The organism is Streptomyces sp. GD-15H, assembly GCF_045291515.1.
Lineage (GTDB): Bacteria > Actinomycetota > Actinomycetes > Streptomycetales > Streptomycetaceae > Streptomyces.
On record NZ_CP149447.1, the window covers coordinates 6,017,425 to 6,041,221 of the forward strand.

A 23,797-nucleotide genomic window follows, 5' to 3' on the forward strand; every position below is an offset into this window, starting at 1 on the left:
GCTGCCGATGACGGCCACCGCCGTACTCACCGCCCGCGCCCTCCTGCTGGACATGGACGGCACCCTCGTCAACTCGGACGCCTCGGTCGAGCGCGTCTGGCGGCGCTGGGCCGAGCGGCACGGGCTGAACGGGGACGAGGTCATGAAGGTCGTGCACGGGCGGCAGGGCTACGCCTCGATGGCGCTGCTGCTGCCGAGCAGGCCGATGGCGCAGAACCACGCCGACAACGCGCGCATGCTCGCCGAGGAGACCTCGGACACCGAGGGCGTCGTCGAGATACCGGGCGCCCGTGACTTCCTCGCCTCCCTCGACGGCCTGCCGCACGCGCTGGTGACCTCTGCCGACGTCGGCCTCTCCACGGCCCGGATGGCCGCCGCCGGGCTGGCGCTGCCCGAGGTGCGGGTGACCGCCGAATCCGTCGGCGTGAGCAAGCCCGACCCCGAGGGCTTCCTCAAGGGCGCGGCGGAACTGGGTGTCGAACCCGCCGACTGCGTGGTCTTCGAGGACTCGGGGGCGGGTATCGCCGCGGGTCGCGCGGCCGGGATGCGGGTCGTCGGGATCGGTCCGCGCGCCGGATTCCACGCCCCGGACGTGGCCGTACGAGACCTGACGCAGGTGCGGGTCGAGCGCGGGGCGGACGGGGCGATCCTGCTGCACGTCACCGGAGCCGGAGGCGCGGGCGCGTAGCACTCGCGTCCGCCCGGCCCGCCGGCCTACGGCTCCCGGGTCTCCGACTCCAGCCGGGTCCGGGTCTCCGGTCCGTACACGCCCAGGTCGTCGCCGCTGATGCCCCGGGACCACTGGTAGTCGCGCAGGGCGTCCTCCACCCGGCGGTTGAACCGGCCGTGGATCTCGCTGTTGTACAGGTGCAACTGGCGCAGGCGCTGTTGGAGTTCGGTGACCTCCGGTCCGTGGTCGCCGCGGCGCAGTACGGCGCCGGTGTTTTCGCGCTCCTCCTCGTCCGTCCCCTCCTCGGGGGAGTCGGCCGGGGCGGTGGTCGGCGCGGCCGACGACGGCTCCGCCGTGTCCGACGGGGTCGCCGAAGCGCTGGACTCCGACGCCGGGACCGACGGCGACGCCGACGGGCTCGCGCTCTCGGACGGCGAGGCGGAGGCCGACGGCGCGGTGGACGTCGGCGGGGCGGAGGACGCGCTCGTGGCCGGTGCCGCCGAGGGAGGGGCGTCCGGCACGCTCGCCCGCACGTCGTCCGGCAGGGCGCCGTCCCGGGACGGCGGCTGGTACGCGAACAGCCCGCTCGCCCACCCGGCGGCCCCGACCACCGCCACGACGGCCCCGGCGGCCGCGAGCAGCACGGTACGGCGACGGCGGCGGCCCGGCGGAGCGGGTTCCCCGGCGTCCGGGCCCAGGTCCAGGTCCGTGGCCGGCTCCGCCGCGGCGGGCACCGCCCGGGTCGGGCGGGTGGCCTCGAACAGGTGGAGGTCGGTGGCGCTCGGCTCGGTCGTGGGCGGCGCGAGCGGCGCGGTGAGCGGTGTGGGCGCGGGCGTGGCGGAGGGGAGCACGGACGTGGCGTCCGCCGGGACGGCGCGCAGTCGCATGGTCGCGTCGGCGGCCGGCGGTGCGTCCGGTCGGTCCTCGGCCGGGGTGTGGTTCGCGGTCCCCTGTCCGGCTCCCGGCTCGGGCGTACGGCCGCTGTCCGGCGTACCGGCGTCCTCCGGCGCGCTGCCGTCACCCGGCCCCGGCGCGGGGTCGTGCTCGGGTGCGGCGTCGTGCTCCGGTGTGGCATTCGGCGTAGTCGCCGTCCCCCGTCGGCGAGCTCCACGTACGGGCGTACGCGGAGCGGATGGAAGTCCTCCGCCGCTGCCGCCTGAGCCGTACGGGCGTCGCGGAGGGCATCGGACGCGCGCGGCCCGCAGGCACAGGACGGAGTGTTGTCCCTGTTTCTGGGCGTACCGCAGTTCGGGCACGGGGTTCCCGTCGGCTGTTCCACGCGTTGACCCTCCCCTCGTGATCTCCGGAGATTATGCAGATCTTCTCCACACCCCGAGGAGCAAGCCCCCGGAATGAGGGCTTCCGGAGGTACTCAACGGGTGACTCGACAGGCCATACGCGGACATACCGATCACGATGGACCGGGAAACCAGAACCTGTGGAGGTCGTCATGGCCGGGGACGCGCACGGTAGGACGGAGCGGGCGGGCAGCACGCGACCCTCACCCGGTGCCGGCTCCGGACCGCCGCCGCCCTCCTCCGGGGGGCCTCCCTCCGACGGCGGCCCCCCGGAGCAGGTGTCCGGCAACATCGTCGTCTCGATCGGCGCCCTGCTCCTCGGCCTGCTCCTCGCCGCCCTCGACCAGACCATCGTGGCCACCGCGCTGCCCACCATCGTCAGCGAACTGGGCGGTCTGGAACACCTGTCGTGGGTGGTCACCGCGTATCTGCTGGCCTCGACCGCCGCGACCCCGTTGTGGGGCAAGCTCGGCGACCAGTACGGCCGCAAGCGGCTGTTCCAGCTCGCCATCGTCGTCTTCCTGCTGGGCTCCGCGCTGTGCGGCGCGGCGCAGAACATGCCGCAGCTGATCGCCTTCCGCGCGCTCCAGGGGCTGGGCGGCGGCGGACTGGTCGTGCTGTCCATGGCGATCGTCGGCGACCTCGTCCCGCCCCGTGAACGCGGCAAGTACCAGGGCATGTTCGGCGCGGTCTTCGGCACGACGAGCGTCCTCGGGCCGCTCCTCGGCGGACTGTTCACCGAGCATCTGAGCTGGCGCTGGGTGTTCTACGTCAACCTGCCCCTCGGAGTCGTCGCGCTCGCCGTGATCGCGACGGTGCTGCACATCCCGCGCAGATCCACCCGGCACGTCATCGACTACCTCGGCACCTTCCTCATCGCCTCCGTCGCGACCTGCCTCGTCCTGGTCGCCTCCCTCGGCGGCACCACCTGGGACTGGGGCTCGCCGCAGATCGTCGTCCTCGCGGTCCTGGGCGTCGTCCTCGCCGTCGTCTTCGTCGCGGTGGAACGGCGGGCCGCCGAACCCGTACTGCCGCTGAAACTGTTCCGGATCCGCACCTTCACGATCTCCGTCGTGATCAGCTTCATCATCGGCTTCGCCATGTTCGGCGCGTTGACCTATCTGCCGGCGTTCCTCCAGATGGTCCACGGGGTGACCCCGACCATGTCCGGCGTGTACATGCTGCCGATGGTGTTCGGCACACTGTCGGCCTCGACCGCCTCCGGACAGATCGTCAGCCGCACCGGCCGCTGGAAGGTGTTCCCCCTCGCGGGCACCGGCGTCACCACCGTCGGCCTGCTGCTGCTCCACCAGCTCGACGAGCACAGCTCCACCGCCGTGATGAGCACCTTCTTCTTCGTCTTCGGCCTCGGGCTCGGCCTGGTCATGCAGGTCCTGGTACTGATCGTGCAGAACGCCGTCCCCTACCGGGACCTGGGCGTCGCCACCTCCGGCTCGACCTTCTTCCGCTCCATCGGCGCCTCCTTCGGTGTCGCCGTCTACGGCACGATCTTCGCGAGCGGCCTCGAGGACCGGCTCACCGACGCCTTCCGCGGCACCCGGCTCCCGCCCGGCGTCTCCGTGGACGCGCTGGAGGCCGACCCGCGAGGCATGGCGGACCTGCCGGCCGCCCTGCGCCCCGAAGCCGTCCACGCCTACGCCTCCGCCATCACGGACGTCTTCCTGTACGCCGTTCCCCTCGCCCTCCTCGGCTTCGTACTGGCCTGGCTCCTCAAGGAGGACAAGCTGCGTGCCTCGGACACCGCGCCCGACGGCACCGGGACGCCGACCGGCAAACCGGCCGGCAACCCGGTGGAGCGGCCGTCCCGCGACGAGGTGTGCCGCGCGCTGGCGCTGCTCGGCACCCGCGAGGGACGGCGCGAGGTCTACCGGACGGCCACCGCCCGCGCGGGCTACGACCTGCTGCCCGCGACGAGCTGGCTGCTGCTGCGGATCAGGAAGTGCGGCTCGGTGGAGCCGGCCCTGCTCGCCGAGCGCAGCACCGTCCCGCTCGCCGTCGTCCTGGAGGCCGCCCGCCAGGCCGAGATGCGGCACCTCGCCACCCGCGAGGGCCCCGGCCTCGTACTGACCGACGACGGGTACGAGGCCGTGGAGCGGCTGGCGCGGGCGCGGGAGGAGTCCCTGGCCGAGCTGCTCGGCGACTGGTGGGGGCCGGACCGGCCGACCGATCTGGTGCGGCTGGTGCACGAGCTGACGGAGGAACTGAGCGGATCGCGAGCCGAACGCCCGTACGGCGAGCGCCCGGAGGACCCGCGTGGCGAGCGCCCGGAGGCGCCCGTCGGTTGAACCGGGTGGCTCAGGCGAGGCGCTTGGTCAACCAGTGCTCGGCGTACGGCACCGTGTTGTGCGGCTCGGTCTCGGTGAAGCCCAGCCGGGCGTACAGGGCACGGGCCTCCACGAGGTCCGCACGCGTGTCGAGGACCAGCCGGGTGGCCCCCGACGCGCGGGCCGCTTCCTCGGCGGCGCCCACCAGGAGCGCCGCACCGCCCTTGCCGCGCATCGCCTCGTACAGGAAGACCCGGGTGAGTTCGGCGGTCGCGGCGTCCAGCAGCCGGACCCCTGCGCTGCCCGCCGGTTCGCCCGCGTACCGCGCGACCAGCAGATGTCCCCGCGGCGGCACGAGGTCGGCGCCCGACTGGGCGGCGATCTCGCGCTCCAGCTCCTCCGGGTCGGTCCGGTGCCCCTCGTGCAGCAGGTACCAGCGGTCGCTGACCTCGGTGTAGTACGCCCGCCAGAGCGCGGCGGCGACGGGGGAGACAGGGGGTTCGGGGTGGACGGTCCACGTCATGACCGCATTCTGCGTCCATCCGCCACCGGACGCACAACTTCTGTTTACCGGCAGGCCTTTCGGCTACCCGTCCGGTGAACCGGCGCGCGAGAAGCGCCGGTTGGCCGACACACCGGAAGGCACCCATGTCCACTGGCCTGATCATTGCCTTGATCGTGATCGTGGCGGTCGTTGTCGTCGCGGCGGCCGTACTGACCCTGCGCGCCCGCGGTCCACACCACGGCGCGCACCTGAAGCGGCGCTTCGGACCCGAGTACGACCGGGCCGTCGCCCGGCACGACGGGGACGCCGAGGCCGCCGAACGTGAACTGGCCCAGCGCGTACAGCTCCACGGCGACCTGCGGACACGACCGCTGGAGCCCGCCGAACGGGAGAGGTACGAGGCGGGCTGGACGGCCGCGCAGGAGCGGTTCGTCGACTCGCCGCGGGACGCGGTCGCCGAGGCGGACCGGCTGCTCACCGACCTCGCCTCCGCCCGGGGCTTCCCCGACGGCGGACAGTACGAGGAGCAGCTCGCCGCGCTGTCCGTGCACCACGCCCGGCACGTTGACGGCTACCGGCGTGTGCACCGGGTGGCGCAGGCCCGCGCCCACGGCACGCATGAAGGCGGCGCGGGCACCGAGGAGATGCGCGAGGCGATGGTCGAGGCCCGCGCCCTCTTCGACGATCTGGTGCGGCCGTCCCGTCACGACGGCGGAGACCATCGCGCCGACCCGGACGGCACCGGCGGGAGGACGGCCGCACGCGGCCGCTCCCCCGCATGCCGTCGTTGCTCCACCGGCGACAGGCGAAGGAGAGCTGAGTGAGATGACCGACACGCCCCGGCGCCCCGGCGACGCACCGACGAGCGAGGCGCCCCACACCACGACCATCCGCCCGACCGGCCGAACGACCACTCCCGGGACCCACGACGGCCTCACCGAGGACGTGCACGGTGGCCCCCGCCGTGACCTCTACGAGGAGGGCGCCCGCCACGACGGTGACCGCGACCCCGAGGGGACGGACGGCACCCGTCTGCTCCCGCACGACGACTGGCACAAGCTCTCCGAGCAGTTGCGGCACGCCGTGGCCGGGTTCGTGGATGCCCCGAGGGAATCCGTGGAGGAGGCCGATCACGTGCTGCAGGAACTCGCCGCCCGCTTCACCGACGCGGTGACCGAGCGGCGCCGCGCCCTGCGCCGGTCCTGGCAGACCGCGGACGGGGGCGAGGGCCCGAACGCCGCCGTGACCGGCACCGCGACCGGCACCGAGCAGCTGCGCCTGGCCCTGCGGGACTACCGCGGGCTGGCGGAACGGCTGCTGCGCGCCTGACCGGGGCCGGCTCCGAGCAACCGGCAGGCTGTCAGGTGTGCGGGCCCGGTGGCCCGTCCGCCGCCTCCGCCCGGCGCTCCCGCCACTGCCGTACGGCGTCCTCGACGTCGTACGGCTCCTTGCCCGGCGGGGGGCCGGGCGGTGGCTTGTACGTCATGTCGCGGATCTTGACGTTGATCTCCGTGAGGATCTTCCGGACGATCCGTTCGGAGGGGGCCGCGTGGGCCGCTTCCAGGGCGTCCTCGGCCCCCTCGCGCAGGGCCGGTGTCGGCGGCAGCACGGAGTGGCCCTCGCGGGCCGGCTTCGCTCGACCCACCACATCTTCTCGTACGGGGACTCCATGTCGCGGGACAGCGGCCTGCCCGCCCCCGGCAGCCGTTCGAAGTCGCCGCGCGCCTCGGCGTCACGGATCTGCTTGTCCACCCTCCCCCACCCTCAACTCCTTTCGAGCGGGGGACTCCCACCTCGAAATCGCCGTCCGGCGGCTTTCGCCCGGTCATGTGGCCGTTGTGCCCACCGGGCAGACGCGGGGGAACCGGGCGTTTTATCATTCGGCGGCAGCGGGTCGTACCGGTCGCCGCGCCAGGCCGTCCCGGCCACCGCAGGCCGGCACCCCGGCCCGCCAGAACGTCTCAGGAGGAGCGCACGTGCTCGAACTCACCATGGCCGCCGTGTCCGCGGCGGAAGCGGGGGCCACGGCCGGCATGCTCATGGCGGACGCGCCGACCGAGCCGGGCGCCCTGCTGCGCGTGGGCCGGGACAAGTCGGTGTGCCGGCTCTCCACGCCGGACGACTGGCTGTTCGTGTCCAGGGTCCACCTGGAGTTCCAGTGCGCCCAGGACGGCACCTGGTACCTGAGCTGGCTGCGCGGTTCGCTGCCCGAGCCGTCCTCCGAGGTCCGGCTGACCATCGGGGAGCAGATTCACCCGGTCGCCTACGGCGGCAGCGTCGCGCTGCCCCGGGGCGGCAACGGTGAGGTCGTCATCCTGGACCGCGCCGCCCCGCGCAGCGTCAACGTGGGTTTCTACCACGAGGTGTGAGGTTCCGGCTCACTCCAGCACCCGCGCCAGCGCGAAGCCGTCGTACCCCTTGGCGCCGACCGTCTGGACCGCCGTACCGGCCAGCCTCGGGTGGCTGCCGATCAGGTCGAGGGCGGCGCGGGTGCCCAGCACGTCCGGGGCGGTGCTGTCCGCGTCGATCACCCGGCCGCCCCGGACGACGTTGTCGAGGACGATCAGGCTGCCCGCGCGGGTGAGCTTCAGGGCCCACTCCAGGTAGTGCGGGTTGTTGACCTTGTCGGCGTCGATGAAGACCAGATCGAACGGGGGCGGGTTCTCGTCGGCCAGTTGGGGCAGCGACTCCAGCGCCGGACCCACCCGTACCTCGACGAGCCGGTCCAGGCCCGCGCGGCCGATGTTGCGGGTGGCGACCTCGGCGTGCCGCGGGTCGTACTCCAGCGTGATCAGCCGCCCGTCGGCCGGGAGGGCGCGGGCCAGCCAGATGGTGCTGTAGCCGCCGAGGGTGCCGATCTCCAGGATGTACCGGGCGCCCTGCACCTGGGCGAGGAGCTGGAGCAGCTTGCCCTGGTTGGGGGCGACGGCGATGGACGGGAGCCCGGCGGCCTCGCTGTCCCGCAGGGCGGCCGCCAGAGCCTCGTCGTCGGGTGCGAGACGGGCGGCGAAGTAGTCGTCCACCGCGTGCCAGAGCTGCGATTCGCTCATGCCCTTACACCTCTCGTCCTTCTCCATGTGGTTGGTTGTGGTGGGTTCAGCTGACGGATGCGACTGAGGAAGACAACGCCACCGACCCTCCATGTGATCCCTCTCGCGGCCCCGCGGGCAACCCGGCCCCCGCCGTCTGTCGCCTTCCGGACCAAAGCCGGACCAAAAGCAGGACGGACGTCAGGTGAAGCGGGGGTTGCCTGTGTCTCTTCCGGGGGCGACGCGAGCCTCATAAGGTTTGCGGAGGGACCCCACGCGCGGGACGCGTGGGACCAACGGGGCGGGAGGCCGACGAGGCGTGGCGAACGCGGAACACAGGGGGCGACCGGAGGAGGCTTTCGGAGCCACGGCCGTCGGCGGGACCCGGACACGCCTGCACACGGTGCGCCTCGGACTGTGGCTGCTCGCCGCAGTCCTGGCCGTACGACAGGTCGCCGCCGTCCTGACCACCCCGCGCGGGGAGCGGCTCACGGACCTCGAGACCTGGTTCGGGCACGACGGGGTACTGCAGGTCAGCGGCTCGCTCTACGACTCGACCCGCTTCACCGGCACCCCCTTCAGCGGGCTCGTCCTCAAACCGCTCAGCAGATCCGCCGCACAGGCCCTGGGCTGGGGCTGGACCTTCGGCACGCTGCTGCTGGTCGTCGCCCTCGGTCTGGTCGCCGCCCGCGCCCTGCCACAGCCGGTCGGTCGGCGCACGGCCCTGCTGGCCGCACCGGTCGCGATCAGCCTGCTCGTGCTGTCGCTGCCCGTGCGCAACACGCTGTGGCTCGGCCAGACCAGCATCATCCCCGTCCTCCTCGTCCTGCTCGGCTGCTTCGTCGCCCGCGGGCAGCGGGCCGGCGGGGTGCTGATCGGTGTCGCCGCCGCCCTCCAGCCCACCCTGCTGCTCTTCGCCCCGCTGCTGTGGTTCACCGGCCGCCGCCGGGCCGCCGCGGCCTCCGGCGTCGCCTTCGCCGCGGGCACCGCGCTCGCCTGGGCCGCGATGCCGCAGGACTCGTACACCTACTGGGTGCACCACATGGCGGGCGTGGGCCTCGGCGGCCGGGCCGACGACCTGGCCAACCAGTCCCTGCACGGCGCCCTGCTCCGCCTCGGACTCGAAGGCCCCGTCGAGATCGGGCTCTTCCTGCTGCTCGGCGCGGCCGTCGTGACCCTCGGCCTGCGCCGCGCCGTCCGCTACGCCCACGACGGCCAGCTGCTGCTCGCGGTCGCGATCACCGGCTGCACCGCCATCACCGTCTCCCCGACCGCGTGGCGGCACCAGCTGCTGTGGGTGCTGCTCGCCCTCGTCGGCACCGTCGGCAGACGCGCCTCCGACCGGCTGCTGTGGCCGGTGGCCGTCGTCCTGGTGATGACGCTGCCGGCCCAGATGATCCTCCCGAACGTGGCGGCCCTCCACACCGTCCGCGACAACGCGGTGCTGCTCGCCGCGCTCGCCGCCGCCACGGTGATCCCGTTCCTGTCGCGCACCTCGCCGTACTTCCAGTCACCCGTCCCGACCCAGTACGCCCCGCCCGTCCCGACCCGCTTCCGGCACGTACCGCTGCTGCCGTTCCTGCGCCGGGTCCTGAGCCGTCCCAACCTGCTGCTGGAGCTGTTGCTGATCCGGGTCACCTACGCCGCCTACTCCAGGGTGCGGCTCGCGGCGACCGGCGGCAGGGAGCGCGCGGAGGAGCACGCCCACCAGATCCTCGACCTCGAGCGCGCGCTCCACCTGGACATCGAGCACGCGGTCAACCACGCCGTCGTGAAGATCGACTGGCTGCGGCACTTCTTCGACTTCTACTACACGTCGTTCCACTTCCTCGTCCCGCTCACGGTCCTCGGCCTGCTGTACTGGCGCCGCCCGGTCGACTACCGCTGGGCCCGCGCGAGCCTCGGCTTCGCCACCCTGCTCGCCCTGATCGGCTTCTGGCTCTACCCGCTGGCTCCGCCGCGTCTGATGCCGAACCTCGGGATCATCGACACCGTGCACGGCGTCCAGGACTTCTCCAAGCCGGACTACGGCACCCTCACCGCCCTCACCAACCAGTACGCGGCGATGCCGTCGCTGCACTTCGGCTGGTCCCTGTGGTGCGGCGCGGTCATCGCGATCATCGCCCCGAAGCTGTGGATGAAGGCACTCGGCCTGCTCCACCCCCTGTTCACGGTCGCCGCGATCGTCGCCACCGGCAACCACTGGGTCCTGGACGCGGCCGGTGGGGCGCTCGTCGTCGCCGCCGGCTTCGGCCTGACCCACCTCTTCCAGGGACCACGCGCCCGCACGGCCGTGACCGCGGCGACCGGGACCGAGGGCGCGGCGGCGGTGCCGCAACAGGCGGTGCATCCGGAGCGGTCGGCAGGAACAGAGCGAGCGGCGAAGCCGGACCAGGACGTACGGGCGGAGCGAGCAGAACGGGGGGAGAGCCCGGAGCCGGCGGAAAAGGAGCGCGCCTGACCGGGCCGTCCGCACACATCTGAGGGCCACGGGGCTGTATACGCGGGCGTACACTCCCGCCATGGCTGATGCGATGATCCGGGTGCCTGCCGAAGTGCGGGACCGGTTGGCGGTGATTGCGAAGTCCCGGGGGACGTCGATCCGGACACTCGTGCAGGAGTACGCGGAGTCGACGCCGACCGAGGAGGAGCGTCGGGAACGGGCCGAGCGGACGCGGGCGTACCTTGCCGAGCACTTCGACGTCGAGGTGACGGACGACGAGAGCGCGGCGATGGGACGCAGGCTGCGGGAGGCGTTCGCCCGGCAGCAGGGCGAGGCCGCCGGGTGATCCTCCACCATCTCGTCCTCGACACACCGACTCTCCTGGCGCTGTCGGGGAACCGGCAGGTGTCCTCGCTCATCCACCGCGCTCACTTCGAGGCGGAGACCCGCCTGTGGGTGCCCACGTTGTCGGTCCTGGAGGCCGACCGGGAGCGACTGGGGATCGCCGAGCACGTCGGGCAGTTGCAGGTCGTCCATACGGTCGATCTGGACTATCCGGCAGTGCTGGTGGTTGCCCGGCTGGAGCGGGACGGAGTGTCGCCGGGAATGGGGGCGGCGATTCACGCGGCACGGCATCTGCCCGAGTGGGGAGCCGACGCCCTCATCGCCACCGTTGAGGCGAAGGCGTACGAGGGGCGTGGTGTGCCGGTGCTCGATCTCGAGCGCTGAAGCCTCGGTGAAGGGCGAAGGCGGCGGCCCCGGGGATCAGGGGCCGCCGCCTTCGGTATGCGGGGTGGTGCCGGGGGCGGGTGGGTCAGTACCAGTTGTTGGACTGCCAGAAGTCCCAGGCGGCGCAGGGGCTGCCGTAGCGCTCGTTCATGTAGCCGAGGCCCCACTCGATCTGGGTGGCGGGGTTGGTCTTCCAGTCGGAACCGGCCGAGGCCATCTTGGATGCGGGCAGGGCCTGGACCAGGCCGTAGGCGCCGCTGGAGGCGTTGGTGGCGGTCGGGTTCCAGTTGCTCTCGCGCTGGACGATGTTCGAGAAGCACTGGTACTGCGTCGAGTCGCCGACCATCTGCTGCGCGGTCGCCCGGGCCGAGGCCGTGGCCGTGGTGGCCGCCTGCGCGGGGGTGGCGGCGATCAGCGTGCCGCAGGCCGCGGCGGCGAGGGCGGCACCGGCGAGGGCCTTCTTCGGGGTGGCGACGGTGCGGAGGAGGGAAACGGCGGACACGTGGAGCCTTTCTTCGGGTACAGGGGGTCGCCGTAGGCCCGATGCCGGAACACACGTGAGGCGGGGCGGGGCATACGTCGGCGCCGCGGCCCGTGGGGGCACGTCGGCGCCTGGCGACTGCTCCACAGAAACAGTTCCGAAGTTCGTCCGCAATGACCGTATTTACTAGTTGTGGCCGCATTTCATGGAGCTTGCCGGTTTGCGGTCCGCGGTCCTGCGCGCAGGTCGGAGTGGGTGGGGGAGGGGGTGGGGGGTGTGCTGAGGGCTACGATGCCGCTTCGTATGTGATCTGGGCCATGTGGGGTGGTTCACCGTGGTGGGCCGTCGCTGTCACCGTGAGCGGGCGAAGCGATTACTCAGGGGTGCCCCGTGAAGGTGACCGGTGTCTCGAAAGCCGCTCTGCGGGTGGCGCGGCGCAGGGCGCGGAGGACCGGGGCGCCCAGGGCCAGGGCCAGCACGACGGTGAGCAGGGCCCGGCCCAGGTCCCAGCCGAGGGACGTGGCCAGGCAGTACGCCACGAAACGGGCCAGGTTGGCGGGGACCGACGCGTCCGGGTCGAAGGAGATGTTCGAGGCGAGGGCGGCCATGAAGGGCCAGCCCGCCATGTTCATCACCGTGCCGTAGGCGAAGGCCGCCAGAAAGCCGTAGGCGGCGAGCATCCACAGCTCCGCGCGGCCCCGGAGGCGGTCCGGGCCCGGGAGCAGGCCCGCCCCCATCGTGAACCAGCCCATCGCCAGCATCTGGAACGGGAGCCAGGGGCCGACCCCGCCCGTGAGCAGCGCGGACGCGAACATCGTCACCGAGCCGAGCGCGAAGCCGAATCCGGGGCCGAGGACCCGGCCGCTCAGCACCATCAGGAAGAACATGGGTTCCAGACCGGCCGTCCCCGCGCCGATGGGGCGCAGGGCCGCGCCCGTCGCCGCCAGTACGCCCAGCATCGCGACCGCCTTCGGGCCGAGACCCGACTCCGAGAGCGTCGCCGCCACCACCGCGACCAGCAGCACGAGCAGCCCGGCGAAGAGCCACGGCGCGTCCTGCGCGTGGGCGTTGAGGGCGGAGGCGGGCGGGGCCAGGAAGGGCCAGCCGAAGGCGGCCACACCCACCGCGCTCACCAGGGCCAGGGCCAGGAGCGAACGCGGGCCAAGGCGGACGGCCCGCGCCTGGCGCTGCGCACCGGTGGTGGCGGCTGTGGTGCGTGCGGGGGTCATGGCAGGGCCGCCCGCACCTGGGAGACCGTCAGCCAGTGCTGCGGGGCCAGGATCTTGGCCACCTGAGGGGCGAAGGACGGCGATGCGACGACCACCTCGGCCGCCGGACCGTCGGCGATGACCTCGCCCTCGGCGAGCAGGACGACCCGGTGGGCGAGTTCCGCCGCCAGTTCCACGTCGTGCGTGGCCAGGACGATCGCGTGGCCCTCGGCGGCCAGCCCACGCAGTACGGCGACCAGGCGGGCCTTCGCCGCGTAGTCCAGCCCGCGGGTCGGCTCGTCGAGGAGGAGCAGGGGTGGGCGGGCGGTGAGGACCACCGCCAGGGCGAGGGTCAGGCGCTGGCCCTCGGACAGGTCACGGGGGTGCGTGTCGTCCGTGATGCCGGGCAGCAGTTCCGACAACAGGGCGCGGCACGTGCCCGGTTCCGCCTCGGCGTCCCGGTCGGCGGCGGCGCACTCCGCGGCGACCGTGTCCGCGTACAGCAGGTCGCGCGGCTCCTGCGGGACGAGTCCCACCCGGCGGACCAGGTCGCGGGGGCGGGTGCGGTGGGGCACGGCGTCACCGGTGCGGACCGAACCGGCGGACGGCTCGACCAGGCCGACCAGGGCACCGAGCAGCGTCGACTTTCCGGCGCCGTTGCGGCCCATGAGGGCGATCGTCTCGCCGGGGGCGACCGTCAGGTCGATGTGGCGCAGCGCCTGGACACGGTCGCGGCGGACGGCGAGGGAGCGGACTTCCGCCACGTGGACGGGAGTGGAGGCGTCCGCCTTGGTGCGCCCGAACAGGCGCCGACCGGAGGGCGCGGGGGCCGGGGTCTTCCGAGCGGGCTCCCGCGGCGGGGGCGTCGCGTCGGCCAGCCGCTCCCGCAGCCCGGCCGCCCTGCGGCGCGCGTCCCGCACGGTCAGCGGCAGCGGGGACCAGCCGGCGAGCCGGCCCAACGCCACCACCGGCGGGAACACGGGGGAAACCGCCATCACCTCCGCCGGGGCACCGAGCAGCGGGGGCTCGCCCGGCCCCGGCAGCAGCGCCACCTGATCGGCGTACTGGATGACGCGTTCCAGGCGGTGCTCGGCCATGAGGACCGTGGTGCCGAGGTCGTGGACGAGGCGCTGGAGGACCGCGAGGACCTCCTCGGCCGCCGCGGGGTCCAGCGCGGACGTCGGCTCGTCCAGGACCAGCACCCGCGGGTGCGGGGTGAGCACCGAGCCGATGGCGACCCGCTGCTGCTGGCCGCCGGAGAGCGTCGAGATGGGGCGGTCGCGCAGATCGGCGAGGCCCAGCAGGTCCAGGGTCTCCTCGACGCGGCGCCGCATCACGTCCGGGGGCAGGCCCAACGACTCCATGCCGTAGGCGAGTTCGTCCTCGACGATGTCCGTCACGAAGTGGGACGGCGGGTCCTGGCCCACTGTGCCCACGATGTCGGCGAGTTCGCGCGGCTTGTGGGTGCGGGTGTCGCGGCCGGCCACCGTGACCCTGCCGTGCAGAGTGCCGCCCGTGAAGTGCGGGACGAGGCCGCTGACCGCGCCCAGCACGGTGGACTTGCCGACCCCGGACGGGCCGGCGAGCAGGACGAGTTCACCCTCCGGCACCTCGAAGTTGACTCCCCGTACGGAGGGTTCGGGCATGCCGTCGTACGTCACGGAGACGTTCTCGAAGCGGATCACGACGGCTCCTTGCCGGTGTCCTCGGGGGCGGGTGCGACGAAGGCGGGGAGCAGGCCGATCAGTACGGCCGCCGCCGGCCCAGGGGGAGGGTGGGCGCGACCAGCGGCACCACACCGGGATGCAGGGCCGCCGGGTCGCGCGCGGCGGCGAGCGCGAGCAGCGCCGCGACCGCCGCGCCGGAGCCGGCGACCAACCAGGCGCGGACGTCCCAGCGGTCCGGGCGGTAACGGGTGCGCAGGGAACGCCGGCCACCCAGCCACAGGCCCGCGAGCGCGGCGGCGAGACCGACCAGGAGTACGGGAACGCCGTAGACGGCGCCTTCGGCGGTGAGCAGCCCGTAGGTTCCGGCGCAGACGCCGAGCAGCCCGCCGAGGGTGAGGGCGGCGGTGGTACGGCGGACCCCGGCCGGGACCTGTGCGGTACGGCCGTAACCGCGGGCGTCCATCGCGGCGGCGAGCGCGACCGAACGCTCCAACGCGCCTTCCAGGACCGGAAGTCCGACCTGCAGCAGACCCCTGACACCCCGATCGGGCCGGCCCCGCAGCCGACGGGCGGCGCGCAGCCGCTGGACGTCCGTGATCAGGTTCGGCGCGAACGTCAGCGCCACGACGACGGCCACGCCCATCTCGTACAGGGCGCCGGGCAGGGACTTCAGCAGGCGGGAGGGGTTGGCGAGGGCGTTCGCGGCGCCGACGCAGATGAGCAGCGTGGCCAGTTTCAGGCCGTCGTACAGGGCGAACGTGAGGGCCTCGGCCGTGACCTCGCCGCCCAGGCGAATGCCCTGCGCCCAGCCGGGGAGCGGGACTTCGGGCAGGGCGACGAGCACATGCGTGCCGGGGATGGGGGAGCCGAGGACGATCGCGAAGAGCAGGCGGATGACGAGCACGGCGAGCGCCAGCTTGACGAACGCGCCGTAGGAGCGGGCCCAGGGCGCGTTCGGGCGGCGGGTGGCCACCACATACGCCGAGACGGTGACGAGGAGGGCGAGCAGCAGGGGGTTGGTGGTACGGGTGGCGGCGATACCGAGGGCCAGGGCCCACAGCCACCAGGCGCCGGGGTGCAGGGGGTCGACCTGCCGACGGCGCGGGGCGGGGGCGCCCGACGGCACCGGACGTTCGGTGCCGGTGCGCCCCCACGGTTGGGCGTCACCAGGTCCTGTCGTCACACTCCCGTCGCCCGCCCGGAGGGCGGGCCCTGCGGCGTCATGGGGGGCTCCCCTGCTCATGGGGTCCCCCCGCTCGTGGGGGTCCCCCCGCTCGAGCGGGGCCGAGAGTGCGGGAGGAGCCGAGAGCGGGGAAGAAGCCGAGAGCTCGGGGAAGTGCATGGCGTCACGGGGCGGACGGGAGTGTGACGACAGGACCTAGGCACGGCGGCGTACCTGCCAGATCGCCGCCACACCCAGGAACGCCACCACGGCTATCCCGGCGACCAGGCCGAGCGAGGGGCCGCCGTCGTCGTCCGAGGATTCCGACGATGCCGAGGACTTGGCGTCGTCCTCCTTCTCGGGCGCCGGTGCGCTGCCGTCCGACACCTGCTCCCCGCAGCCCTTCTCCGGGTAGCCCGCGATCGCGCACAGCAGGGCGTTGGGGTTGTAGCGCAGGGGCTCGGCGACGGAGGCCAGGGCCTCCGCCGTCGTCGCGTCCGAGGGGACCCGGGCGCAGGCGGTGCGGCCGGCCGGCGGGGTCTCGCCGGCCGGGGCGTCGGCGGCCGTACCGAAGTCGATGACGAGGGCCACCCGCTTCTCGCCGTCCTTCGCCGGGGTCTTCGCGCAGATCGCGGCGAAGTCGGCGGCGCCCCTGGGCTGCGTCGCGTCGGCGGAGTCCTCGCTGACGGCGAACCGGAAGCCCTGGACGTCGCCGTCGGCGGGACGGGCCGTGGACGGGCCCTGGGTGGCGTACGTCCACGCGTCGCCGCCCAGGTCCCAGAACGACCAGTACCGGTAACCGGCGGCCTGCGCCTGGCCCGCGCCCGCCAGCAGCGGCAGGAGCGCGGCCAGGAACAGCACGGCGGCCCGGCGGATCACGACTGCTGCTTCCTGCTCCGGCTGCGCAGCAGGAAGCCGATGCCGACAGCGGCGACGAGGCACACCCCGGCGACGGAGCCGATCCACCAGGGACCGAACCCGGAGTCCGACTCGGCCTTCGTCTCGTCCTTCCCGTCCTGCTCGGGCTTGTTGTCGTTCGCCGTCCGCGAGGACTCCTCGGCGGCCGGCCCGGTCGCCGTGAGCTGCTTCACCAGGTCGGTGCCGCCGAAGGCGCGCGGGTCGGTGCCGGTCGCGTGGGCGGCGAAGATCAGCTGGGCGTAGGCGGCGGGGCCGCTCTGGGCGGCCCAGTCGGCGGCGTTCTTCTCCAGCCAGGCCACGGACTTCGCGGCCGGCCCGGTGGCGCCCAGCGCGGCGAGCGCGACCACCGCGTCGGCGGTGTTGCCGTAGTCGGGCTGGTCCTCGGAGCCGGGGAGGGCGGAGACGAGGTGGCCGTCCTCGGCGAGCACACCGGTGAGGTGGGCGGCGCCGTTGGCGGCGGCCTGCTCGGGTGTGTCCGCCTTCTCGCACGCGGCGTCCGCCGACTCGCCCTTGCCGGGTTCGACCACCAGGCCCGCGCCGAGGGAGCCGACCACGCCCGCCGCCGTGGCGTCGGCGTTGGCGACCAGGTCGCCCTTCTTGTCCGGCTGGAAGGCGAACGCGCCCGCGCCGTCGCCCTCGCTGTCGCACGGCAGCGCCAGCTTCAGCAGGGCGTCGTAGGGGGACTTGCCGTCCTTGACCACCTCGGCCGGCTTCTCGCCCGTCGCGGCGAGCGCGCCGATGACGACGGAGGTGGAGTTGGCGTCGCTGGCCCCGCCCGCCATGTAGCCCCAGCCGCCGTCCTTGTTCTGCACGGACTTCAGCCAGTCGACGGCCTTGCCGGTGACGGCGTCGTGCCCGCCGAGGGCGGCGAGGGCCTGGACGGCGGCGGCGGTCTGGTTGGTGTCGACCATGGTCTTGGCGTCGCACGCCGTGCCGGCGTCCGCACGGTACGGGGCGAACGAGCCGTCGGCGCACTGCTGTCCGGCCAGCCAGTCGACGGACGACTTCGGCGGCTCGACGCCCACCGTGTGCTGGGCGAGCAGGGCGAGCGACTGCCGCCACACGCCGTCGTACTGCGGGTCGCCGTCGCCGTACAGGGCGGCGGGCAGGGCCTGCCGGGACGGTGAGGGGGACGGGGACGAGTCGGCGGCGGCCGGTACGGCGGCACCGATCACGGCGACGGCGGCCAGGACCGCTGCGCTGCTGCGGATGTTCATGATCGGCGGGTGCCTCTCCCTGTGGGGAGCCAGGCAGCACGGGGTACCCCCGGCGGCTCGGCTCCGTATACCTCGACGGTGCCGTGCGCCGGCGGACTGCCGGGCACGTGAGCCGGTCACGATCCGTACGGGGCATTCCGACTCGCCGTCCGGGCGGACGGCTCACGGCTGCGGGTCAGCGCCGGAATTGCACCGGCTTCCCCCGTACGGGTGATGACGACGCGGCCACTCTACCCGTCCGTAAGAAAGTGATCAGGAGTGGCTTGAACCGAGGTGTCCGAGGTCACGTCGCCGATGCGCTTTCACTTGGTCTTGGTGGCCGAGTCCCGGCACAGGGTGTTCACGGATGCTTGTCTGTGGCGCATGGAGGAGGTCACGCGGGCGGTGTGCGCGGACTTCGAGCGCGGGCGGTGGGGTTCGGCCAACGGAAGGTCACCGAAAGGTTCGATGTCACGGAGCTTCATCCTTCGGAGCCGTCAAGTCGATCAGGCGGCACGCCGTCTCGATGTCGATCTTGACCTGGGCGATCGAGGCGCGTCCCGACAGCCAGGTGATCAGGGCCGAGTGCCAGGTGTGCTCGATGACGCGGACCGCCGAGAGCTGGTCCGGTGCGGGATCCTCGAGGCCCATGGCGTCCAGGATGATCCTCGTCGTCCGGCGGGTGACCTGGTCGACCTCCGGGCTCACGCTGCGGTCCGCGAACGTCAGCGCGCGCACCATCGCGTCGGCCAGGTGCGGCTCGCGCTGGAGCGCGCGGAAGGCCAGCATCAGGGTCTCGGCCACCCGTTCGGCGGCCGTTTCGCCCGCCGGGGGCTTCTTCCGCAGGGTGCCGTGCAGGTGCTCGAGCTGGTCCTGCATCGTGGCCACCAGCAGGTGGATCTTGGACGGGAAGTAGCGGTACAGCGTGCCCAGCGCCACCTGCGAGGACTCCGCGACCTCCCGCATCTGCACCGCGTCGAAGCCGCCCCGGCCGGCCAGCCGGGCGCTCGCGTGCAGGATGCGGCGCCTGCGCGCCTCCTGCCGCTCGGTCAGGGGTGAGGCGGGGGATGATCGAGTGGTGCCGGCTTCCATGATTGCCGCCTTGTCAGCCTTGCCGGCCTTGTTCGGCTTGGGTGGCATCGCCGCCTTGGCCGCCTTCTTCATGTGGGCTTCCGCGGGCATGGGCCCCGTTCCGTGACCGTCGGTGAGGGTTGGTGATCGGACAGCATGGCACGCGTCCCGCCGTGGCGTGAATCACCTGATCCACTGCTCACGGCGTCCCTACCTGCCGGTAGATTCGAAGCCTCGGAACGATCAACTCTGAAACTTGTTCTAGGTTAGCGTCCCGACGTAGAGTCGCGGGACCGTGCAGGGAGAAGGGGGCTCAGAGTGACCGCTGAGGCCAGTCAGGCCGGGCCCTCGCGGGGTCCCTCCGCCGTCGATGGCTTGCGACCACTCCGCATCGCACTCCTCACCTACAAGGGAAACCCGTTCTGCGGTGGACAGGGCGTCTACGTACGCCACCTCTCCCGCGAACTCGCCCGCCTCGGACACCGGGTCGAGGTCATCGGCGCCCAGCCCTACCCCGTCCTCGACAAGGGCTACGACGGGCTGAGCCTCACCGAGCTGCCCAGCCTCGACCTCTACCGCCAGCCCGACCCCTTCCGCACCCCGGGCCGCGACGAGTACCGCGACTGGATCGACGCGCTCGAGGTCGGCGCGATGTGGACCGGTGGCTTCCCCGAACCGCTGACCTTCTCCCTGCGGGCCCGCCGCCATCTGCGGGCCCGGCGCGGCGACTTCGACGTCGTCCACGACAACCAGACGCTCGGCTACGGCCTGCTCGGCGACCTCGGCGCGCCCCTGGTGACCACGATCCACCATCCCATCACCGTCGACCGGCAGTTGGAGCTGGACGCGGCCGGGAGCAGGCGGCGACGCGTCTCGGTGCGCCGCTGGTACGCCTTCACCACGATGCAGAAGCGGGTGGCCCGCCGACTGCCCTCCGTGCTCACCGTCTCCGGCACCTCCCGCGACGAGATCGTCGACCACCTGGGCGTACGGCAGGACCGGATCCACGTCGTCCACATCGGCGCCGACACCGACCTGTTCTCGCCGGACGCGTCGGTGCCCGTCGTACCGGGCCGGATCGTGACGACGTCCAGTGCGGACGTGCCGCTCAAGGGCCTGGCCTTCCTCGTCGAGGCGCTGGCGAAGGTCCGCGTCGAACAGCCCGGGGCCCACCTCGTCGTGGTCGGCAAGCGCCCCGCCAAGGGGCCCGTCGCGCGGGCGTTGGAGCACTACGGGCTCGGGGACGCCGTCGAGTTCGTCAAGGGCATCTCGGACGCGGAACTGGTCGACCTCGTGCGCTCCGCCCAGGTCGCCTGCGTGCCGTCGCTGTACGAGGGGTTCTCGCTCCCGGCCGCCGAGGCCATGGCCACGGGCACGCCGCTGCTCGCCACGACCGGCGGCGCGATCCCGGAGGTGGCCGGCCGTGACGGGGAGACCTGCCTGGCCGTCCCGCCCGGCGACGCGGGAGCGCTGGCCGCCGGACTGAACCGGCTGCTCGGCGACCCGGAGCTGCGCGCGCGGCTCGGCGCGGCCGGCCGGGAGCGGGTGCTCCGGCACTTCACCTGGGCCCGCGCGGCCGAAGGCACGGTGGCCCGCTACCGCGAGGCGATGGCCCGCGCCGGGGCCGCAGGGACTGCAGAGGCCGTAGGCGCCGATCCCGTCGCCGCCGGTCCCGTGGCGGCCCAGGCACCCGTCGCAGAAGAACCCGTCACCTTCCACCGCGAAAGCAGGGCCACGTGCTGACCGTCGACTTCTCCCGGTTCCCGCTCGCCCCGGGGGACCGTGTCCTGGACCTCGGATGCGGAGCCGGCCGGCACGCGTTCGAGTGCTACCGGCGCGGGGCGCGGGTCGTGGCGCTGGACCAGAACGGCGAGGAGATCCGCGAGGTCGCCAAGTGGTTCGCGGCGATGGAGGAGGCCGGGGAGGCGCCCGCCGGGGCCACCGCCACGGCGATGGAGGGCGACGCCCTCGCCTTGCCCTTCCCCGACGAGTCCTTCGACGTCGTGATCATCTCCGAGGTGATGGAACACATCCCCGACGACAAGGGCGTCCTCGCCGAGATGGTCCGCGTGCTCAAGCCCGGCGGCCGCATCGCGGTCACCGTCCCGCGCTACGGGCCCGAGAAGGTGTGCTGGACCCTGTCCGACGCCTACCACGAGGTCGAGGGCGGCCACATCCGCATCTACAAGGCCAACGAGCTGCTGGCCAGGATGCGTGAGGCCGGCCTGCGCCCCTACGGCACCCACCACGCGCACGCGCTGCACGCGCCGTACTGGTGGCTGAAGTGTGCCTTCGGTGTGGACAACGACAAGGCGCTGCCGGTGCGGGCGTACCACAGGCTGCTGGTCTGGGACATCATGAAGAAGCCGCTGGCGACCCGCATCGCGGAGCGGACCCTCAACCCGGTGATGGGCAAGAGCTTCGTGGCGTACGCGACCAAGCCGCATCTGCCGCGCGCCGAGGCCGGGGTGGGCGCCAAGTGACCACCTCTCGGACAGAACACCTCGTCCTGCCCGGGGTCCTCACCGCGGGTGAGGCCGCCGACACCGTCGCGGCCATCCTCGCCGTGCAGCGTGAGGACGGGGCGATCCCCTGGTTCCGCGGACACCACCTCGACCCGTGGGACCACGTCGAGGCCGCGATGGCGCTGGACGCCGCGGGCGCCCACGAGGCCGCCGAGCGGGCCTACCTGTGGCTGGCCAGGCACCAGTTGGCGGACGGCTCCTGGTACGCGGCGTACGCCGACGGCGACCCGCTCGACGTCACCGACCGGGGCCGGGAGACCAACTTCGTCGCCTACGTCGCCGTCGGCGTCTGGCACCACTACCTCTCCACCGGCGACGACACCTTCCTGGACCGCCTGTGGCCCACCGTGTACGCGGCGGTGGAGTACGTACTGAAACTCCAGCAGCCCGGCGGGCAGATCGGCTGGCGGCGCGACGACGACGGCACGGCCACCGACGACGCGCTGCTCACCGGCTGCTCCTCCGTCCACCACGCGCTGCGCTGCGCGCTGGCCATCGCCGAGCAGCGGGAGGAGCCGCAGCCGGACTGGGAGTTGGCGGCGGGCGCACTCCGGCACGCGATCCGGCACCACCCCGAGCGGTTCCTCGACAAGGACCGCTACTCGATGGACTGGTACTACCCCGTGCTGGGCGGCGCCCTCACCGACGCGGAGGCCAAGGCCCGCATCCAGGAGGGCTGGGACCGTTTCGTCGTCCCCGGACTCGGGGTGCGCTGTGTGATCCCCAACCCGTGGGTGACCGGCGGCGAGTCGGCCGAACTCGCCCTGGCCCTGTGGGCGATGGGCGAGTCCGACTGGGCGCTGGAGGTGCTCCAGTCCATCCAGCACCTGCGCGATCCGGAGAGCGGCCTGTACTGGACGGGGTACGTCTTCGACGACGAGGCGATCTGGCCGGTCGAGTTGACCACCTGGACGGCCGGCTCGCTGCTGCTGGCCGTCGCCGCGCTCGGCGGCCACGAGGCCACCTGCGCGGTGTTCGGCGGCGACCGCCTGCCCAGAGGCCTCGACCCGGACTGCTGCGCCCTGGACTGAGCGGCTCAAGCCGAGGAACAGGTGGACGACCGCGGCCAGTCCGTATCCGGCGACCACGCGTGCCCACTCCGCGTCGAAGGTGCTGTGTTCCCCGGAGGACACCCCCAGCCCCCTGGCCACGCGACCAGCCGCTCGGTCGGGTCGTGGGCGGGTGCGGGGGCCGGGGGAGACCCGGTCAGCGCCGGTGGAGGCGGTTGGCGAGGGCGTGGCCGAGGAACAGGTAGACGACCGCGGCCAGTCCGTAACCGGCGACGACCCGCGCCCACTCCGCGTCGAAGGTGAACAGATCACGCGACCAGCCGGCCAGCCAGGAGGCCGCGTCATGGACGAACTGCACCAGGTCGTTGGCCCGGTTGGCGTCCAACAGGTACATCAGAATCCACAATCCGAGAATGACGGCCATGATGTCCGCGATCACCGCGACGACCGTCCCCGCGGAGGTGGAACCCGTGCGATTTCGAGGGGACATGAGGTCCGTCTGGCCCCGGAATCCCGATGCAAACCCGAACGACGGTCCAACACCGGGAATCACACGGGAATTCAGCTGTACGACAACGGCCCCCCGCCCGGAAGGGCGGGGGGCCGTACGTCACGGAGTGGGTCAGCCGCGCTGGATGCCCGAGGTGTCCTGGAGCACACCGCGGCGGCCGTCCTGCGTCTGGGCGACGAGGGCCGGGCCGCGCTGCTCGACGGCCAGGTACCAGGTGCCGGGGGCCAGTTCGGCGATCGGCGTCTGCGAACCGTCCTCCGGGAACAGCTGCCGGGGCACCGGAACGGCGAACCAGAACGGCGAGAAGTCGGCGGCGGGCGGCGCGGCCGGCTGACCGTGCTGTTGCTGGTCGGGGAAGGGCTGTCCCGGCTGACCGGGCTGCGGCTGACCGCCGAAACCGGCCTGCTGCGCACCCGGGTAGCCGTAACCGGCGGGCGGCTGGGCGCCGTAGGGCTGCGGGGCGGCAGGGCGGGCCGCCGGCATGAGCGAGCCCTTGAGGGCCGGAACCAGGGGGGTGGCCACGGCGGCGGCAGCCATGATCAGCGTGGCGACGAGGGCCAGGATGAGACCGAGACCCGAGTCGGGCCCGTCGGTGGAGGAGCCGCTGGTGATGTTGTTGGCGCCACCGGCCGGGTCGAAGATGTTGCCGAGCGCGCTCCAGGCGGCGAAGACGGTGAACGCGACGCCGAACTGGCCGAGGTCCAGCCCCGCGGCCTTCGGCGGCTGCGGCAGTCCGCGGGACACGACGACGAGCGCCGCGCCGATGATGCCCGCCAGCACGACACCGAGCACGACCGGACCGCTTCCCCACAGACTGGGGATGACGTCGTCCGGGGCGCCGTCGATCGAGTAGAGGTCGAGGAACGACGCGATGAACAGCAATACCGCTGCTCCGATCACCACGCCGTCGCCTCGAGTGAGGGAGCGGATATTCACTTCAGGTCCTTCTGGTTCGTCTCGTCGTCGGTAGAGGCGTCGCTGTCACCACGTCGCCCTCGGGGCCCGGTGTGAAGCGCGGGGGTGACCCCTCGTCGTAGGGACGACACTATCGTCCGCACGATCGGGCTGTCCGCCTGGATCAGCGCGCTG

Annotated in this window: 22 protein-coding genes, 2 pseudogenes and 1 riboswitch; of the genes and pseudogenes, 11 read left to right on the forward strand and 13 right to left on the reverse strand. The window is 73.0% G+C overall.

All coding sequences use genetic code 11. The features are described 5' to 3' along the window. The first annotated feature begins 7 nt into the window (after positions 1–7). Entirely contained in the window at positions 8–688 is a 681-nt protein-coding gene (locus WJ438_RS28385) for an HAD-IA family hydrolase (RefSeq protein WP_406727732.1), read from the forward strand. 26 nt (positions 689–714) lie between these two features. Here WJ438_RS28385 and WJ438_RS28390 read toward each other — a convergent pair whose 3' ends face one another. After that, positions 715–1,557 (reverse strand): peptidoglycan-binding protein, encoded by an 843-nt coding sequence (locus tag WJ438_RS28390; RefSeq protein ID WP_406727733.1) that lies wholly within the window; start codon positions 1,555–1,557, stop codon positions 715–717. 563 nt (positions 1,558–2,120) lie between these two features. Here WJ438_RS28390 and WJ438_RS28395 point away from each other — a divergent pair. Then, positions 2,121–4,274, forward strand: coding sequence for an MDR family MFS transporter (locus WJ438_RS28395; RefSeq protein ID WP_406727734.1), 2,154 nt, complete (start codon positions 2,121–2,123; stop codon positions 4,272–4,274). Positions 4,275–4,284: 10 nt separating this feature from the next. Here WJ438_RS28395 and WJ438_RS28400 read toward each other — a convergent pair whose 3' ends face one another. Then, positions 4,285–4,776 (reverse strand): GNAT family N-acetyltransferase, encoded by a 492-nt coding sequence (locus WJ438_RS28400; protein ID WP_406727735.1) that lies wholly within the window; start codon positions 4,774–4,776, stop codon positions 4,285–4,287. 125 nt (positions 4,777–4,901) lie between these two features. Here WJ438_RS28400 and WJ438_RS28405 point away from each other — a divergent pair, with 125 nt between their 5' ends. Beyond that, on the forward strand, positions 4,902–5,582 hold the full coding sequence (locus WJ438_RS28405; RefSeq protein WP_406727736.1) for a hypothetical protein: 681 nt from the start codon (positions 4,902–4,904) through the stop codon (positions 5,580–5,582). A 1-nt stretch (position 5,583) separates the two neighbouring features. Further along, complete coding sequence (locus WJ438_RS28410; protein ID WP_406727737.1) at positions 5,584–6,087, forward strand: hypothetical protein; 504 nt, start codon at positions 5,584–5,586, stop codon at positions 6,085–6,087. A 31-nt stretch (positions 6,088–6,118) separates the two neighbouring features. Here the strand turns inward: WJ438_RS28410 and WJ438_RS28415 are convergent. Next, positions 6,119–6,510, reverse strand: a pseudogene (locus tag WJ438_RS28415) (DUF1992 domain-containing protein). A 224-nt stretch (positions 6,511–6,734) separates the two neighbouring features. On the opposite strand from WJ438_RS28415, the gene WJ438_RS28420 reads away from it, so the two are divergent. Further along, the gene (locus WJ438_RS28420; RefSeq protein ID WP_406727738.1) at positions 6,735–7,127 is read left to right on the forward strand and encodes a hypothetical protein; all 393 of its coding nucleotides are present in this window, start codon (positions 6,735–6,737) and stop codon (positions 7,125–7,127) included. Between the two features lie 9 nt (positions 7,128–7,136). On the opposite strand, the gene WJ438_RS28425 is transcribed toward WJ438_RS28420, so the two are convergent. Further along, positions 7,137–7,808 (reverse strand): O-methyltransferase, encoded by a 672-nt coding sequence (locus WJ438_RS28425; RefSeq protein ID WP_406727739.1) that lies wholly within the window; start codon positions 7,806–7,808, stop codon positions 7,137–7,139. Between the two features lie 298 nt (positions 7,809–8,106). On the opposite strand from WJ438_RS28425, the gene WJ438_RS28430 reads away from it, so the two are divergent. The 3 genes from WJ438_RS28430 (at position 8,107) to WJ438_RS28440 (ending at position 10,959) form a co-directional block, all read left to right on the forward strand. Then, a complete protein-coding gene (locus tag WJ438_RS28430; RefSeq protein ID WP_406727740.1) occupies positions 8,107–10,248 on the forward strand; it encodes a bifunctional glycosyltransferase 87/phosphatase PAP2 family protein in 2,142 nt (713 codons plus the stop codon). A 61-nt stretch (positions 10,249–10,309) separates the two neighbouring features. After that, the gene (locus WJ438_RS28435) at positions 10,310–10,576 is read left to right on the forward strand and encodes a hypothetical protein (protein WP_406727741.1); all 267 of its coding nucleotides are present in this window, start codon (positions 10,310–10,312) and stop codon (positions 10,574–10,576) included. Then, entirely contained in the window at positions 10,573–10,959 is a 387-nt protein-coding gene (locus WJ438_RS28440) for a hypothetical protein (RefSeq protein ID WP_406727742.1), read from the forward strand. Before WJ438_RS28435 ends, WJ438_RS28440 begins: the two co-directional genes overlap by 4 nt. A gap of 85 nt (positions 10,960–11,044) precedes the next feature. On the opposite strand, the gene WJ438_RS28445 is transcribed toward WJ438_RS28440, so the two are convergent. The 7 genes and pseudogenes from WJ438_RS28445 to WJ438_RS28475 all read right to left on the reverse strand — a co-directional run bounded on the left by WJ438_RS28445 (position 11,045) and on the right by WJ438_RS28475 (position 18,773). Then, positions 11,045–11,461 (reverse strand): transglycosylase SLT domain-containing protein, encoded by a 417-nt coding sequence (locus WJ438_RS28445; protein ID WP_406727743.1) that lies wholly within the window; start codon positions 11,459–11,461, stop codon positions 11,045–11,047. Positions 11,462–11,817: 356 nt separating this feature from the next. Then, positions 11,818–12,669 (reverse strand): ECF transporter S component, encoded by an 852-nt coding sequence (locus tag WJ438_RS28450; protein WP_406727744.1) that lies wholly within the window; start codon positions 12,667–12,669, stop codon positions 11,818–11,820. Continuing rightward, complete coding sequence (locus WJ438_RS28455) at positions 12,666–14,333, reverse strand: ABC transporter ATP-binding protein (protein ID WP_406727745.1); 1,668 nt, start codon at positions 14,331–14,333, stop codon at positions 12,666–12,668. The genes WJ438_RS28450 and WJ438_RS28455 overlap by 4 nt, the downstream gene beginning before the upstream one ends. Beyond that, positions 14,330–15,657 (reverse strand): annotated as a pseudogene (locus WJ438_RS28460) (energy-coupling factor transporter transmembrane component T). The gene WJ438_RS28455 and the pseudogene WJ438_RS28460 overlap by 4 nt, the downstream one beginning before the upstream one ends. Before the next feature lie 36 nt (positions 15,658–15,693). After that, the gene (locus tag WJ438_RS28465; protein WP_406727746.1) at positions 15,694–16,356 is read right to left on the reverse strand and encodes an SCO2322 family protein; all 663 of its coding nucleotides are present in this window, start codon (positions 16,354–16,356) and stop codon (positions 15,694–15,696) included. Then, the gene (locus WJ438_RS28470; protein WP_406727747.1) at positions 16,353–17,612 is read right to left on the reverse strand and encodes a prenyltransferase/squalene oxidase repeat-containing protein; all 1,260 of its coding nucleotides are present in this window, start codon (positions 17,610–17,612) and stop codon (positions 16,353–16,355) included. Before WJ438_RS28470 ends, WJ438_RS28465 begins: the two co-directional genes overlap by 4 nt. Before the next feature lie 130 nt (positions 17,613–17,742). Next, positions 17,743–17,815, reverse strand: a riboswitch (cobalamin riboswitch). 247 nt (positions 17,816–18,062) lie between these two features. After that, positions 18,063–18,773 carry a TetR family transcriptional regulator gene (locus WJ438_RS28475; RefSeq protein WP_406727748.1) on the reverse strand — a complete coding sequence of 237 codons (711 nt, stop codon included), beginning with the start codon at positions 18,771–18,773 and terminating at the stop codon, positions 18,063–18,065. Between the two features lie 207 nt (positions 18,774–18,980). On the opposite strand from WJ438_RS28475, the gene WJ438_RS28480 reads away from it, so the two are divergent. From WJ438_RS28480 to WJ438_RS28490, 3 genes are read left to right on the forward strand one after another with little or no spacing between them, the layout of a single operon-like run. After that, positions 18,981–20,405, forward strand: a complete 1,425-nt coding sequence (locus WJ438_RS28480) for a glycosyltransferase family 4 protein (RefSeq protein ID WP_406727749.1) — start codon at positions 18,981–18,983, stop codon at positions 20,403–20,405. Continuing rightward, positions 20,399–21,145 carry a class I SAM-dependent methyltransferase gene (locus WJ438_RS28485; protein ID WP_406727750.1) on the forward strand — a complete coding sequence of 249 codons (747 nt, stop codon included), beginning with the start codon at positions 20,399–20,401 and terminating at the stop codon, positions 21,143–21,145. Before WJ438_RS28480 ends, WJ438_RS28485 begins: the two co-directional genes overlap by 7 nt. Further along, positions 21,142–22,218 carry a prenyltransferase gene (locus WJ438_RS28490; protein ID WP_406727751.1) on the forward strand — a complete coding sequence of 359 codons (1,077 nt, stop codon included), beginning with the start codon at positions 21,142–21,144 and terminating at the stop codon, positions 22,216–22,218. Before WJ438_RS28485 ends, WJ438_RS28490 begins: the two co-directional genes overlap by 4 nt. Before the next feature lie 175 nt (positions 22,219–22,393). Here WJ438_RS28490 and WJ438_RS28495 read toward each other — a convergent pair whose 3' ends face one another. Together WJ438_RS28495 and WJ438_RS28500 are read right to left on the reverse strand one after the other, a co-directional pair. Further along, positions 22,394–22,687 (reverse strand): hypothetical protein, encoded by a 294-nt coding sequence (locus WJ438_RS28495; protein ID WP_406727752.1) that lies wholly within the window; start codon positions 22,685–22,687, stop codon positions 22,394–22,396. 132 nt (positions 22,688–22,819) lie between these two features. After that, a complete protein-coding gene (locus tag WJ438_RS28500; protein WP_406727753.1) occupies positions 22,820–23,644 on the reverse strand; it encodes a hypothetical protein in 825 nt (274 codons plus the stop codon). Between the last annotated feature and the right edge of the window lie 153 nt (positions 23,645–23,797).